Origin of the sequence: Nocardiopsis sp. NPDC057823 (assembly GCF_042797335.1) — a bacterium.
Lineage (GTDB): Bacteria > Actinomycetota > Actinomycetes > Streptosporangiales > Streptosporangiaceae > Nocardiopsis > Nocardiopsis changdeensis.
Genome location: NZ_JBHVLR010000026.1, coordinates 53,406 through 67,762 on the forward strand (window position 1 = coordinate 53,406; position 14,357 = coordinate 67,762).

The following is a 14,357-nucleotide window of genomic DNA, read 5'->3' on the forward strand; positions in this document are numbered from 1 at the left end:
CCGTCGGGGGTCGGGGGCGTCCGGTCAGCCCCCGGTGATGCGGCGCGCGTGGACCAGGTCGGCGCGGATGCGCTCCACGCCCGAGGTCAGCTCCGGCAGCTGGGCCGCGGCGTTGTTCAGCTCCATCACCCGCTGCCCGCGGCGCACCACGTCGCCGTAGCCGACGCGCAGGACCACCGAGAGCACGACCGAGGCGGCCAGGGCCAGGACCGACAGCGTCACCAACAGGTCGCCCAGCCACTCGGCCTGGCCGGACATGCCGATGACGATCCCGATCGGGAAGCCGAAGAGCGCGTAGTTGCAGTAGCGGCGGATCTGGAAGTAGCGCTGCTGCTGCACGACCTTGCCGTGCAGCGACTCGTGCTCCGTGGCGACCTTGGTGTAGCGCTCCTCCCAGTAGCGGCGCTGGCGGGAGAGCGCCTGGAGGGTGGGGACGGCGCCGTAGATCGCCGCGGCGTGCCCCACCCCGGCCGGGCCGGGGGAGGCGTCCACCCGGCGCCAGAGGATGTCGATCCACTCCCCCACCCCGGAGTCGCCGCCGTCGTGGGGCGGGACCATCAGCTCGGGGTGCAGCAGGAAGGTGAGGATGAGCGCCGGGTTCACGTTGGGGCTCGCCGAACGCCATCCGGCGAGCCGGCCGGACAGCTCCTGGTGGAAGGTGTTCCCGGCGTGCTCGGCGGCGTCGAGGGAGTCGGCCAGGCGCTGGTGCGCCGCCGGGTCGGGAGCGTGGTGCAGGCCCATGGTCCGCAGCACCTCGGGGCGGGCCAGCAGGGCCATCTCGTTGGACATCGGCGCCCCGGTGATGACGGGTCGCGGGTCGGAGAACAGCCCGCCGAGGTCGGCCATGGTGGCGCCGCGGCCGCGGAAGACCGGCGGCAGGTCGGGGCGGGTCTGGGCGATGAAGGAGGCCAGGGCCAGGTTGGCGTCGTCGGCGTGGCGGCGGAACAGGGAGCGGTCGACGAGGGTGTCGCCGAGGTCGTCCATGAGCCAGGCGCCCAGGGCGGCGCGCTCGGTGGCGTCGCCGAACACGCGGACGGCCGCCGCCCAGTTGCCCTGCATGGCCTCGGCCAGGGCGCCGGGGTCGGTGAAGCGGACACCGGCGAAGTGGTACGGGGGGACTCCGCCGACACCGGTGTGGTATCCGGAGGCGCCGGTGTTGCCGGGGGCGGGCCGCGGGGCGGACACCGGTCCCGGCGGCGGGGTGGCCGTCCCGGCGGCCGCGGGCGCGGCGGGCCCGGCCGGGGCCAGGCCGGTGTAGGAGCGGGTGGGGTCCACGCCATGGGGCGGGGCCACTCGCGTGGGGTCCACACCGTGCGCCGGAGCAACCCGCGTGGGGTCCACACCGTGCGCCGGAGCAACCCGCGTGGGGTCCACACCATGGGGCGGGGCCACCCGCGTGGGGTCGACGCCATGGGGCGGGGCCACCCGGGTGGGATCCACTCCGGAGACGGGAGCCGGCGCCGGGTGCACGGCGCCGTCCGGGGCCGGGCCTCCGCCCTGGGGGCCCGCGATGAGCAGGTTGAGCAGGGAGGAGGCGTCCGGGCGCCGGTCCGGGTCCTTGTCCAGGCAGCGTTCGACCACGCTCCGCAGGGGTTCGTCGATGTCCCCCAGATCGGGGCCTCCGCTGAGGATGCGGGCGATGCGCGACGCCTGGGTGGGCGCCTGGAAGGCCTCGCGCCCGGTGGCGGCGTAGACCATGACCGCGCCCCAGGAGAACACGTCCACGGCCGAGGTGAGACGGGCGCCCTCCAGCTGTTCGGGCGCCATGTACCCGATGGTGCCCACGACCCCGCTGGCGGTCACCGAGGTGGTCTCGACCGCGCGGGCGATGCCGAAGTCGATCACCCGCGGCCCGTCCGCCGCCAGCATGATGTTGTCCGGCTTGAGGTCGCGGTGGACCACCCCCGCCGCGTGGATCGCGGCCAGCGCCGTGGCGGTGTTGACCGCCAGCCGCTGCAGCTCCATCCCGCGGCGCGGACCCTCCTCGGCGACCGCGCGCTGCAGGGTGGGGCCGTCGATGAACTCGGTGGCGATCCACGGCTGCTCCGCCTCCGGATCGGCGTCCAGGATCGCCGCGATACAGAAACCGCTCACCCGCCGCGCCTGCTCCACCTCCGCCGCGAACCGGCGGCGCATGTCCGCGTCACCGGACCAGGAGGCGTGCAGCACCTTCACCGCGGCCCGGCTCCCGTCCCCGGCCTCTCCGAGGAACACCTCACCGAAACCGCCGCGGCCGAGCGAACGCACCAGGCGGTAGCCGCCCACGGTACGCGGGGCGGATGCCTCTGCGGGGTCGTCCAAGGTCATGCCTTTCACGGATCTCACGGGTCGGCGGCGGTGCGCCGGGGTGACGGGGCGGGACCGTCGGCGTGATGCGCGGGGCAGGGGCATCGGTGACGCGCGTGTGCGGTCATCGCGGTGCGGCGACGGCCCGGGGCCGAGGGGCGAGGGGGGTTCCGCCCCGCCCGAATCGACCGCTTCTCCAGGACCACCTTACGACGGAACACCTCCCCCGTCGCAACGGCGGCCGCCCGGCCCGCCCCCGGTCCGCGTCCCCGCGGCGGTCAGCGGGCCGCCCGGTGCCCGCCGCTCAGGACCCGCTCGACCAGGTCGTCGGTGAGCGTCCCGTAGCCGGTGGCCGCCCACACGCTGTGCTCGGCGGGCACCTCGTAGTAGGGGACCGAGCGGCCCTCGTGCTCGGCGGGCAGCACGGTGGGCCGCAGCCGGTCGCGCACGGCGCGGGCGCACTCGGGGCACAGCGGCACGCGGATGGTGCGCAGGCCGCCGAACTCGCGCCACTGGGTCTGCCGGGTGTCGTTGCCGTGCAGCGGGTTGGCGTAGCAGGGGCGGCGCGGGGTGCGCAGTCCGGCCAGCGCGTCCTCTGCCAGGTCCAGCAGGACGAGCACGCCGACCGCGTCGGCCAGTGTGGCGCCCTCCCGGGCCATCCGGTCGTGGACGCGGGCGGCGGCGTCGCGGGCGTCCAGGGCCCGGGACAGGTTCTGCGGGGCCACCCCGGCGTCCTCGCTGAGCCGCTCCCCCAGTTCGATGAGGTCGCGCTCGCCGCGTTCGACCAGCGACTCCAGCTGGGCGCGGTCGGCGTTGTCGAACGCCGCGTGCTGGGCGATCGGCGCCGCCGGGCGGCGGCGCAGCAGCCCACCGGGACGGGACCGGCCCAGGCGCCGGTACAGCGGGACGCCGATCCCGGCCAGCAGGGCGAGCACCAGCGCGCCGATGACCCAGGGGTTCCACCACCGCGCGGGCATGAGCGCCCCGCTCGGGGGCTGGCCCGTCCGGTCGTAGTAGGCCTGCTGCGCCGTCTCATAGGCGGCCTCGGGGTCGTCGGACAGGGCGGCCTCGACCGCGGCCTCCACGAGGGTCGGCAGGGTCTTCTGCCCGTCCATGGTCTTGTAGCTCGCGGCCAGGGCGCCGTAGAAGGCGGGCTGGGACCAGTCGTCGGGGGCCGAGCCCAGGTCGTGGCCCTCCAGGTCGCCGCGGCGGTCGTAGACCAGGAAGTGGCGCTCGCCGCCGCCCATGCGGTCGTGCACGGCCGAGGCCAGCGCCTCGCCCTCCCCGCTCCACTCGTCGCCCTCGACCAGCGGGACGACGATGACGTACAGGTCCAGGTCGTGCTGTTCGAGCACCGTCACGACGCGCTCGCGGGCCTCGGCCGAGTAGGCGCCCTCGTAGGAGGAGTCGACGTAGACGGGCGACTCGGCCAGGGCGTCGGCGATCACCTGGGCCGGGCTGGCGGTCTCCTCCGCCGCGGTCTCCCCCGCCGCCGGGGACGCGGTGTCGGCCGGAGGTGCGGTGTCGGCCGGGGACGCGGTGTCCGCCGGAGGTGCGGTGTCCGCCAGGGCCGGTGCGCCGGCCAGGGCCGCGGACAGGACCGCGGGCAGGGCCAGGGCCGCGACCGTCACGCGGGCCCGCCGGCGTGCGGGGGTGCGGGGGTCAGTGGACACGGTTCTCCTCGAGCAGCAGGTCGACCAGGCGGCGGGGCAGGTGCGCCCCGAAGGAATGACGGATCCACGGGTCCTCCGGTTTCGCCCGGTAGGAGCGGACCGTGCCATCGGTGCGCAGCCGCAGGACGCGCTCGGACCGGGCGGCGTCGCCGAGCCGCGCGCACTCCTCGCACAGGGGGACCCGGCCGCCCAGGAGCCGGGACTGAACCTGTTCGGCGGCGAAGGGGTGCAGCGGATCGACGGCGCAGGGCGTGGTGTCCGCGCCGGGGTCGGCCACCGCCGCCAGCACCCGGCGCGACAGCACCGCGGCCCCGAGCAGGTCGAGCCCCTGCGGGTCGCGGCCCATGACCATGAGTGCGGCCTCGGCCTGGGGCATGAACTCGGCGGGGATCCGGCCGGGCTCCCCCTCCACCAGGGCCCGCACCCGGTCGGTCTCCTCCACGGCCAGGCGCCGCAGGACCCGGTCGTTGAGGGGGACGCCCCGGACCCGTCCCCGGGAGAGCCGGAACAGGAAGACGGCGAGGTAGCAGGCGCCGACCACGGCGGCGGCCGCGAAGGGGCCCACCAGCAGCAGGCCGCCGAAGAACCCGCCCGACCAGTAGCGCTCCGCGCGGGGCCCGGGCAGGTTCACCTCGTCGTCGGCGAACAGCGGCCGGTACCCGTCGCCGGGGGTGAACTCCATCTCCGACACGGCGGCCACCGCGGCCTCCAGGGCGGCGGCCGGGGTCTGCGACTCGTCGTAGGCCAGGGGGGACCACAGCTCGTAGGCGTCGATCTCCAGCCCGCGGGCGGCCGCCCCGAGCTCGGGGACGCCGTTGCCGGAGCCGACGACGATGTAGACGCCGTCCTCGCGGGCGACGGAGGCCAGCGCCGCGGCCAGGATATCGGGGTCCCCCTCGGCCTCGTCCTCGTGGTGCAGCGGGACCACCGCCGCGAAGACGGGGACGGGCGAGCCGGCGAGCAGGCCGGGGGCGTCCTCCAGGCCCTCGCGGCTCAGCGGCATGATCGGGTCGACGTAGAGCGGGTCCTCCGCCAGGGCGGCGGCGACGTGCTCGACCCGGCCGGTGGAGACCACGTACGGCGGCTCCAGCCGGACCAGCTCCTCGGGGTCGGGGACCTCGTGCCCGCCCACGGGGGCGTTCACCGTGTAGGTGTAGGTGGTGGCGACGAGGAGGCCGGTCGCCGAGGCCGCCGCCAGCACGGCCGCGACGGGCAGGAACCGGTGGCCGCGCCGGCCGGCGCGCCAGGTGACCCACCCGGCGCAGCACAGCAGGGCGCCGGCCACCGTGCCCACCAGGAAACCGAGGTTCTCGGGGCCGTTGAAACGGGTGGGGTCGGTGTCGTCGCGGAACTCGGCGAGGAAGCCCTCCCCCGCTCCGGCCTCCGCCTCGGCGTACTCCGCCGGGGGCTCGGCGCCGGTCAGCCCGGCGACCAGGACCCGGGCCACCTCGTGGGCGGGGACGTCGTAGAGCTCGGCGTCGTAGACGGCGTCCCGGCCGCCGTCCACCGACAGGTCGGCCCCGTAGACGCGCAGTTCGGTGACCCCGCCCGAGGCCGGGAGGACGGCGTAGACGCCGTCGGTGCCGAGCCGGTCGTGCACGGCGGGCATGATCTCGTCCATCCCGGCGTCGCTGCCGGCGCCCAGGAAGGGTGTGACCACGACGTGGTAGGGCACCCCGAGGGGCGCGAACGCCTCGTGGATCCCGCGTTCCATCTCCTCGGGCGGGACCGGGCCGCCGATCGCGCCGTCCACCACGACCGCGGAGCCCTCGGGCTCGGCGGCGAGCAGTCCGGCGAAGTGTTCGGCGTAGGTCGCCTGGGGGGCGACCGCCGGGGTGTCGGCGCCGTCCACCGTGTCGGCGCCGCCGGGGGCGGGGGCGGTCAGGAGCAGCAGGGCCGGGGCCACCGTGAGGAGCAGGGCGCGGAGCGGGCCGCGGGCACGGTGAGGGTTGGGCATGGGCAGAGCATAGTACCCCGCTGCGGGCGCCTTCGACCCGGTTCCACCTGCTTCTTCGGCGGCCGTCGCGCCCGGGGCGGCTCCTCCCCGGGAACACGGAGGGGGCCTCCGCCGTCGGTCGGACGTCGGAGGCCCCGTGAACCGCGCGCCGCGCCGGTCGGGCGCGGCAGCGGAGTCCGGATGGCTACCCGGCGATCAGCTGGCGCAGCACGTACTGCAGGATGCCGCCGTTGCGGTAGTAGTCCGCCTCACCGGGGGTGTCGATGCGCACCACGGCGTCGAACTCGACGCCGGTGTCGGTGCTCACCTTCACCGTGGCGGGGATGCGGCCCTCGTTCAGCTCGGTCACGCCGGTGATGGAGAAGGTCTCCTCGCCGGTCAGGCCGAGGGAGTCCGCGCTCTGGCCCTCGGGGAACTGCAGGGGCAGGACGCCCATGCCGATGAGGTTGGAGCGGTGGATGCGCTCGTAGGACTCGGTGATGACGGCGCGCACGCCCAGCAGGCTGGTGCCCTTGGCGGCCCAGTCGCGGGACGAGCCGGAGCCGTACTCCTTGCCGCCCAGGACGACCAGCGGGGTGCCCTGCGCCGCGTAGTTCTGCGCGGCGTCGTAGATGAACGACACCGGGGCGTCGGGCTGGGTGAAGTCGCGGGTGTAGCCGCCCTCGGTGCCCGGCGCGATCTGGTTGCGCAGGCGGATGTTGGCGAACGTACCGCGGATCATCACCTCGTGGTTGCCGCGGCGGGAACCGTAGGAGTTGAAGTCGCGGCGCTCCACACCGTGGGCCTTGAGGTACTCGGCCGCCGGGGTGCCCGGCTTGATGGCGCCGGCCGGGGAGATGTGGTCGGTGGTGACCGAGTCGCCCAGCTTGGCCAGGACGCGGGCGCCGGTGATGTCGGTGACCGGGGACGGCTCCTGCGCCATGCCCTCGAAGTACGGGGGCTTGCGGACGTAGGTCGACTCGCCCTCCCACTCGAAGGTGTTGCCGGTCGGGGTGGGCAGCGAGCGCCAGCGCTCGTCGCCGGCGAAGACGTCCGCGTAAGCGGCCTCGTACATGTCGGCGGCGATCGCGGAGTCCATGACCTCCTGGATCTCCTCGGCGGTCGGCCAGATGTCGGCCAGGTAGACCGGCTCGCCGTCCTTGCCGATGCCCAGGGGCTCGGTGGTGATGTCCACGTCCAGGGACCCGGCCAGGGCGTAGGCGACCACCAGCGGCGGCGAGGCCAGGTAGTTCATCTTGACGTCCGGGTTGATCCGGCCCTCGAAGTTGCGGTTGCCGGACAGCACCGCGGTGACGGCCAGGTCGTTGTCCTGGACGGCCTTGGAGATCTCCTCCGGCAGCGGGCCGGAGTTGCCGATGCAGGTGGTGCAGCCGTAGCCGACCAGGTTGAAGCCCAGCTTGTCCAGGTACGGGGTCAGGCCGGAGCGCTCGTAGTAGTCGGTGACGACCTTGGAGCCCGGGGCCATGGAGGTCTTGACCCACGGCTTGCGGGACAGGCCCTTCTCCACCGCCTTCTTGGCCAGCAGGGCGGCGCCCAGCATGACCGAGGGGTTGGAGGTGTTGGTGCAGGAGGTGATCGCGGCGATCACGACGGCGCCGTGGTCGATCTCGGTCTCGGTGCCGTCGGCCATGGTGACCTTGACGGGCTTGTGCGGGCGCGCGCCGTTGGCGGTCTGCGCGGGGGCGTCGGAGGCCGGGAAGGACTCCTCGACGGCCTCGTCGACGCCGTCCTCGACGTAGTTGCGGACGTCGTGGCGCCAGGTCTGCTTGGCCTGGGCCAGGACGATGCGGTCCTGCGGGCGCTTGGGGCCGGCGATCGACGGGACGACGTCGCCCAGGTCGAGCTCCAGGTACTCGGAGAACTCGGGCTCGTTGGCCGGGTCGTGCCAGAAGCCGTTGGCCTTGGCGTAGGCCTCGGTCAGGGCGACCTGCTGCTCGGAGCGGCCGGTCAGGCGCATGTAGCGGATGGTCTCGTCATCGATCGGGAAGATCGCGGCGGTGGAGCCGAACTCGGGGCTCATGTTGCCGATGGTGGCGCGGTTGGCCAGCGGCACGGAGGTGACGCCCTCGCCGTAGAACTCGACGAACTTGCCGACCACACCGTGCCGGCGCAGCAGCTCGGTGATGGTGAGCACCAGGTCGGTGGCGGTGGTGCCCGGCTTGAGCTGGCCGGTGAGCTTGAAGCCGACCACGCGCGGGATGAGCATGGAGATCGGCTGGCCGAGCATGGCGGCCTCGGCCTCGATGCCGCCGACGCCCCAGCCCAGGATGCCCAGGCCGTTCTGCATGGTGGTGTGCGAGTCGGTGCCGACGCAGGTGTCGGGGTAGGCCTGGCCGTTGCGGCTCATGGTGACGCGGGCCAGGTGCTCGATGTTGGCCTGGTGCACGATGCCGGTGCCGGGCGGGACGACCTTGAACTCGTCGAACGCGGTCTGGCCCCAGCGCAGGAACTTGTAGCGCTCCTGGTTGCGCTCGTACTCGATCTCGACGTTGCGCTCGAAGGCGTCGGGGCGGCCGAAGAGGTCGACGATCACGGAGTGGTCGATCACCAGCTCGGCGGGGGCGAGCGGGTTGATCTTGTCCGGGTCGCCGCCCATGTCGCGGACGGCCTCGCGCATGGTGGCGAGGTCGACGACGCAGGGGACGCCGGTGAAGTCCTGCATGATCACCCGGGCGGGGGTGAACTGGATCTCCTGGCTGGGCTGGGCCTTGGCGTCCCAGCCGCCCAGGGCGCGGATGTGGTCGGCGGTGACGTTCGCGCCGTCCTCGGTGCGCAGAAGGTTCTCCAGGAGGACCTTCAGGCTGTAGGGAAGTCGGTTGGAGCCCTCCACGGCGTCCAACCGGAAGATCTCGTACGACTCGTCGCCAACGCGCAACGTGTCACGGGCGCCGAAGCTGTTCGCGGACACGGTGTCTGCCTCCTGATCTCGCCACTTTGTCCCTGGCATCCTGCCCCATCGGGTGGATGCGGGACCCACTGAGGCCGCCCTAACCGGTCGCCGGGTGGACGGAGGGCCGCGGGGGCGCCCTCCGACCGTATCCGACCTCTCGGAAGCGGCCATGGCCTGCGACGACACCACTCGCCACAGGCCAGGCGGTCCGCTGCGCGCGGACGCCCGTGATACTCGGGGCCGGGGACGCCGAGAGGTCGACGTCACACTCCCGGGCCCGGCCCGGGTCGGGGGGAACCCTCTTTTATCTTGACATCAAGCTATCCCACTTGTATCTCGATATCAAGTTATCGCGGGGGCGCCGCGCCCCGGGCCGCGGCCCCGTGTTGTTCTGAACCTCCGCTTCGCTTCGGTCCGTGCTCAGCGCCCTTTGAGGGCGGGAACCTTCGCCCCTACATCGACATCCTCGTTCCTCGGACGTCTCCTCCGGGCCTCCAGAACCCCGCCGGCGCTTCGCGCATCCTCAGTCCAGCTGCCGGGCCACCTCCGCGGCCACCAGCTCCAGGTGCTCCAGGTCCGCCATGTCCAGCAGCTGGAGGTACATGCGCTCGGCGCCCAGCTCCGCGAACCGGCCGATCTTGTCGACCACCTCGGCGGGCGTCCCGGCCAGGCCGTTCAGCCGCAGCTCGTCCACCCGGCGGCCGATGCGCTCCGCCCGGCGGGCGATCTCGGCCTCGTCGCGGCCCACGCACAGCACCTGCGCCGCCGAGTAGACGATCCCGTCGGTGCGGCCCACCGCCGCCGCGGCCGCCCGCGTCCGGTCGAACGCGGCCCCGGTGTCGGCCACCGACGAGAACGGCACGTTGTACTCGTCGGCGAACGTCGCGGCCAGCCGCGGGGTGCGGCGCAGGCCGGTACCGCCGATGAGCACCGGCGGGCGCGGGCTCTGCTCCGGCTTGGGCAGCGCGGGCCCCTCCGCCAGCCGGTAGTACTTGCCCTCGTAGCGGAACGTGCCGCCGACCGGCGTGGACCACAGGCCGGTGATGATGTCGAGCTGCTCCTCGTAGCGGTCGAAGCGCTCCCGGGCCGTGGTCGGGAAGGGGATGCCGTACGCGGCGTGCTCCTCCTCGTACCAGCCCGCGCCGAACCCGAACTCCACCCGGCCGCCGCTCATCCGGTCCACCTGCGCGACCGCGATCGCCAGCGGCCCCGGGTAGCGGAAGGTCGCCGCCGTCATCAGCGTGCCCAGCCGGATGCGCGACGTCTCCCGGGCCAGACCCGCCAGGGTGATCCAGGCGTCGGTCGGCCCGGGCAGGCCGCTGGTGCCCTCCCCCATGTGCAGGTAGTGGTCCGAGCGGAAGAGTGCGTCGAACCCGAGCTCCTCGGTGGCCTTGGCCACGGCGAGCTGGTCCTCGTATGTGGCCCCCTGCTGGGGCTCAAGGAAGATCCTCAGGCGCATAAACCCCATTTTCGCCCACCCGCGGGGGCGATCTCCCCCCGGCGCGCGGGTAGCTTCGAAAAGGCCGCACACCGATGAACCGCCCTTCGGGCCCCGAGCGATAGACCGACCGTGAAGCTGTTCCGACGCGCGCACCGCCGCGCACCCTCCTACGGCCCCGAGAGCGCCGACCCGGTGCTGCTGACCGCCGTCGCGGCGGGCGAGGCCGAGGCCCTGGAGATCCTGCACCGCAGGCACGCGCCCTGGCTGCGGGCGCGTCTGAACTACCGCTGTTCCGACGCCGACCAGGTCGACGCCGCGCTCCAGGAGACCTTCCTGGCCGTATGGAGGAACGCGGGCTCCTTCACCCCCCGCCCCGGCGACACCGACGCCGGGGCCTGGCTGTGGACCATCGCCATCCGCCAGCTCATCTCGCAGCTGCGCCGGCGGGCCAACCGGTGGATCTCCGACATCGAGGCCGAGCCCTACGAGACCATCGGGGACGCCTCGGCCGAGGACACCGTGCTGCTCAACATCGAGCACGGCCCCCTGGGCGCGGCCCTGCACACCCTGTCCCCCGAGCTGCGGGCCGCCATACAGGCGACCGTGCTGGACGGGCTCACGGTGCGCGAGGCCGCACAGATTCTCCAGATCCCCGAAGGCACCGTGAAGACACGGGTGATGCGCGCCAAGGCGCGCCTGCGGGAGGCATTGACGTCATGAGCGGTTGGCACCTGACCCCGGCCCAGGCCCACGACTACGCGGCCCGGAGAAGCGACGAGATCACCGCGATGTCGGTGGAGGCCCATCTGATGCACTGCGCGCCCTGCCGGTCCCTGCTGCCAGCGGACGAGTCGTGGCTGGCCGACAGCTGGGCGTCGCTGCGCGACGTCGTCGACCGGCCCCGGCGCGGCCCGGTCGAGACCCTGCTGGCCTCCGTCGGCCTGCGCGCGGAGACCGCCAAACTCCTCGCCGCGACCCCGCGGCTCTACCAGGCCTGGCTCGTCTCCACCGTGGTGGTCCTGGGGGCCGCCCTGCTGGCCGCGCACCTGCTGCCGCGCGGCTCGCTGATGTTCTTCTTCCTGGCGCCGGTGGTCCCGCTGGTCGGCGTGGCCCTGGCCTACGGGCGGGGGGTCGACCCCGCGCACACCCTGGCCTCGGTCACGCCCATGGCCGGGCAGCGGCTGCTGTTCCTGCGCACCTGCGCGGTCCTGGTCCCGGCCCTGCTGCTGTGCACCGGCGCGGCGCTGATGCTGCCGCACACCACCACCGCCTGGGACGCGGTCTTCTGGCTGCTGCCCTCCCTGACCCTGGTCGCGGGCTCGCTCCTGCTGGGCCACTGGATCCACCTGAGCGCGGCCTCGGGGATCGTGGGCGTCCTGTGGCTGGCGGTCCTGGGCCTGGTGTCCCTGTCCGGGCAGACGGTCCCCGTCGGGGTGTTCGCCCCCCAGGCCCAGGCGTGCTGGGGCGCGGCCCTGGCCGCCCTGGTCGGCCTGCTGCTGCTCCGGGTGAGGATGGCATGACCGCGGTCCCCGACGGCCGGGTGGTCCTGCGCGGGGTGACCCGCAGGTACGGCACCCGGACCGCCCTGGACGGGGTGGACCTGGACCTGGGTCCGGGGGTGACCGGCCTGCTGGGCCGCAACGGCGCCGGCAAGACCACCCTGATGCGCTGCCTGGCCACCGACCTGGACGCCGGCTCCGGGGAGGTGCGCCTGCTCGGCCTGGACCCGTCCCGGGCGCCCGAGCGCACCGACATCCGGCGGCGGCTGGGCTACCTGCCGCAGAACCCCGACTTCTACCCGCACTTCACCGCGTTCGCCCTGCTCGACTACATGGCCGTGCTCAAGGAGCTGGGCGGCCGCCGGGCCCGGCACGACGAGGTGCGCCGGGTGCTGCGCCAGGTCGGGCTGTACGACCGGCGGCACAGCCGGGTGCGCCGCCTGTCGGGCGGCATGCGCCAGCGCCTGGCCCTGGCCTCGGCCCTGATGGGCGACCCCGACCTGCTGCTGCTGGACGAGCCGACGGTGGGGCTGGACCCCGAGCAGCGCATCCGGTTCCGCAACCTGGTGTCCCGCCTGGCCGTGGACAGCACCGTCGTGCTGTCCACCCACCAGATCGAGGACGTGGCCGCGCTGTGCGGGCACATCGTGTGCCTGGACAGGGGGCGGGTCGTCTTCGACGGCGCCCCCGGCGCCCTGCTGGACCGCGCCCGCGGGCACGTGTGGGAGGGCCCCGGCGACCCGGGTAGCGGCCTGACCTCCTGGCGGCTGCCCGACGGGCGCCACCGGGTCCTGACCCCGGGTTCGCCGCTGCCGCCCGGGGACGCCTTCGGCGCGGTGGAGCCCACCCTGGAGGACGCCTACCTGCTGCTCGTCGGCGTTTCGGGGACCGAGCCCGCCGGGGCCGCGCGGTGAGGCGCACCGCCACCTTCGTCCGGCTGACCCTGTTCAACGCCGCGCGGCTGCTGCGCGGGCCGTTCCTGCTGCCCGCCTCGGCGCTGTTCCTCGCGTACTTCGTGTGGTCGGGCTCCTACCCCGGCCAGTCGGTGGACTCCTGGTACGGCGACATGTCCACGTCGGCCCTGTTCATCGCCGCGATCGGGTTCGGCGCCGTGACCCCCTCCGCCGTGCGCGAGGCCCGCCACCCGGTCGTCTCCGCGACCCCGCTGGGCCGTACCGGCAGGCTCATGTCCCTGGCGCTGTCCGCCGTGCTCCTGCTGTGGGCGATCCTGGCCGGGCTGGGGCTGTGGCTGTGGCTGGCCGCCGAACCCCTGCCGCCCGCCGGGATCATGAGCCCGCTCGCGCTCCCGGTGCCCTTCCTGGTGACGGCCGCCGGACCGTTCGGGGCGCTGCTCCTGGTCCTGTGGACCCGGTCGTACCTGCCGCTGGTCCTCCTCGCGCTCTGCCTGCCGCTGTACCTGGTCTACAACGGCATCCTGCTCTCGGAGCGGCTCAACAGCGCCGTGTCGCGCGCGACCATGGCCCTGCAGCAGGTCGTCAGCCCCTTCCCCGGCTTCTCGGTGTCCCTGTCCCTGGTGACCCTCTACTCGCTGGCCTACACCTGCCTGCTGACGGCCGCGCTGGTGGTGCTGACACTGGGCGCCCGGCACCGCGTCCGGGTCGTGGTCGCCACGTCGGTCACCGCGGCCCTGCTGGCGGCCGGGGCCCTGGGGGTGGCCGTCCACGGCAACGCGACGGTGTGGCGCGACGGGATGCCGGACCCGCAGGGGTACGCCGACGACGAGGTGTACGGGGTGGAGGGCCCCTGGCCCTGCCGGGAGGTCGAGGGCGTCACCTACTGCCCGCTGCCCGGCTACGACTCCTGGGTCGCCTCCTGGCACGACACCCTGGAGCCGGTCCTGGACGAGCTGCCCGAGGAGGCGCGGGCCGACGCCCCGGTGGTGTGGCAGGACGCCGGCTGGTACACCCGCGAGTTCGACGTCCCCAGGCCGGCCGTGACCGTCCACGAGTACATGGACCCGGAGATACAGCCGTGGCAGTCGTACCTGTACTCGGCGTTCGCCCGAAAGACGCTCGGGATGTCGCTCGACCCGCCCTCCCCCTACGGGCTGGACGACTGCCGGGGCACCGGGCAGGCCCGGACCGTCGTGGTCGCCTGGGTCGTGGACCGCGCCGTCGCCTCCCACCGCCCCGACGACCTCTACCTGCGGATCGACACGATGGCGATCACCCTGACCGACCTGGCACCCTCCCCCGCCGACCTGGTCCTGGGGCGGCGGGTCGTCTCGGTGCCCCCGGAACGGATGCACGCGCTGCTGGAGGAGCACTGGGAGCGGATCTCCTCCGGCGAGATGAGCACCCTGGAGCTGGCCGCGCTGCTGGAGATCCCCATAGCCCAGGAGCAGGACCGGCCCGCCGAGACCGCCGAGTGGAACACCGCGTTCTCCGACGTGGAGCCCAACCTGTACGAGCCCTGGAACCTGCACGCCCCGCTGTGCCCCGCGGGCGGCTGACCGGCCGGCGCCCCGCGGACCCGGGGGACACCGTTCCCCGGGCGGGTGCGCCCTTTCCCGTCGCTTTGCCCGCCGATGCCTAGACTCGCGATCATCCCTGGCTTCCCGGCCGCGCGCCGGCTCCTTCGCGAGGTGGGC

Annotated in this window: 9 protein-coding genes; 4 read left to right on the forward strand and 5 right to left on the reverse strand. The window is 73.9% G+C overall.

Going from position 1 to position 14,357, the window contains the following annotated elements; all coding sequences use genetic code 11:
• Nucleotides 1-24: 24 nt before the first annotated feature.
• The 5 genes from ACFVNO_RS28860 to ACFVNO_RS28880 form a co-directional block, all read right to left on the reverse strand.
• The gene (locus ACFVNO_RS28860; protein ID WP_378897277.1) at nucleotides 25-2,301 is read right to left on the reverse strand and encodes a serine/threonine protein kinase; all 2,277 of its coding nucleotides are present in this window, start codon (nucleotides 2,299-2,301) and stop codon (nucleotides 25-27) included.
• Nucleotides 2,302-2,564: 263 nt separating this feature from the next.
• The gene (locus tag ACFVNO_RS28865; protein WP_378897280.1) at nucleotides 2,565-3,959 is read right to left on the reverse strand and encodes a hypothetical protein; all 1,395 of its coding nucleotides are present in this window, start codon (nucleotides 3,957-3,959) and stop codon (nucleotides 2,565-2,567) included.
• On the reverse strand, nucleotides 3,949-5,916 hold the full coding sequence (locus tag ACFVNO_RS28870) for a hypothetical protein (protein ID WP_355266140.1): 1,968 nt from the start codon (nucleotides 5,914-5,916) through the stop codon (nucleotides 3,949-3,951). The genes ACFVNO_RS28865 and ACFVNO_RS28870 overlap by 11 nt, the downstream gene beginning before the upstream one ends.
• 184 nt (nucleotides 5,917-6,100) lie before the next feature.
• Nucleotides 6,101-8,824: an aconitate hydratase AcnA gene (acnA, locus tag ACFVNO_RS28875; RefSeq protein WP_378897284.1), complete on the reverse strand. Its 2,724-nt coding sequence runs from the start codon at nucleotides 8,822-8,824 to the stop codon at nucleotides 6,101-6,103.
• Nucleotides 8,825-9,329: 505 nt separating this feature from the next.
• The gene (locus ACFVNO_RS28880) at nucleotides 9,330-10,265 is read right to left on the reverse strand and encodes an LLM class F420-dependent oxidoreductase (RefSeq protein ID WP_355266146.1); all 936 of its coding nucleotides are present in this window, start codon (nucleotides 10,263-10,265) and stop codon (nucleotides 9,330-9,332) included.
• 111 nt (nucleotides 10,266-10,376) lie between these two features.
• On the opposite strand from ACFVNO_RS28880, the gene ACFVNO_RS28885 reads away from it, so the two are divergent.
• Genes ACFVNO_RS28885 through ACFVNO_RS28900 form a run of 4 tightly spaced genes read left to right on the forward strand, consistent with a single transcriptional unit; the run spans nucleotide 10,377 to nucleotide 14,219 of the window.
• The gene (locus ACFVNO_RS28885) at nucleotides 10,377-10,967 is read left to right on the forward strand and encodes an RNA polymerase sigma factor (protein WP_355266148.1); all 591 of its coding nucleotides are present in this window, start codon (nucleotides 10,377-10,379) and stop codon (nucleotides 10,965-10,967) included.
• Nucleotides 10,964-11,767, forward strand: a complete 804-nt coding sequence (locus tag ACFVNO_RS28890) for a zf-HC2 domain-containing protein (RefSeq protein WP_220560192.1) — start codon at nucleotides 10,964-10,966, stop codon at nucleotides 11,765-11,767. Before ACFVNO_RS28885 ends, ACFVNO_RS28890 begins: the two co-directional genes overlap by 4 nt.
• Complete coding sequence (locus tag ACFVNO_RS28895) at nucleotides 11,764-12,660, forward strand: ATP-binding cassette domain-containing protein (protein WP_355266152.1); 897 nt, start codon at nucleotides 11,764-11,766, stop codon at nucleotides 12,658-12,660. Before ACFVNO_RS28890 ends, ACFVNO_RS28895 begins: the two co-directional genes overlap by 4 nt.
• Nucleotides 12,657-14,219 carry a hypothetical protein gene (locus tag ACFVNO_RS28900; protein WP_355266155.1) on the forward strand — a complete coding sequence of 521 codons (1,563 nt, stop codon included), beginning with the start codon at nucleotides 12,657-12,659 and terminating at the stop codon, nucleotides 14,217-14,219. Before ACFVNO_RS28895 ends, ACFVNO_RS28900 begins: the two co-directional genes overlap by 4 nt.
• Nucleotides 14,220-14,357: the final 138 nt, after the last annotated feature.

Bases quoted from the DNA above. Each gene is read 5' to 3' on its own strand.
- ACFVNO_RS28895 (WP_355266152.1), top strand. From the start codon at position 11,764: ATGACCGCGGTCCCCGACGGCCGGGTGGTCCTGCGCGGGGTGACCCGC.
- ACFVNO_RS28870 (WP_355266140.1), bottom strand. From the start codon at position 5,916: ATGCCCAACCCTCACCGTGCCCGCGGCCCGCTCCGCGCCCTGCTCCTC.
- ACFVNO_RS28890 (WP_220560192.1), top strand. From the start codon at position 10,964: ATGAGCGGTTGGCACCTGACCCCGGCCCAGGCCCACGACTACGCGGCC.
- ACFVNO_RS28880 (WP_355266146.1), bottom strand. From the start codon at position 10,265: ATGCGCCTGAGGATCTTCCTTGAGCCCCAGCAGGGGGCCACATACGAG.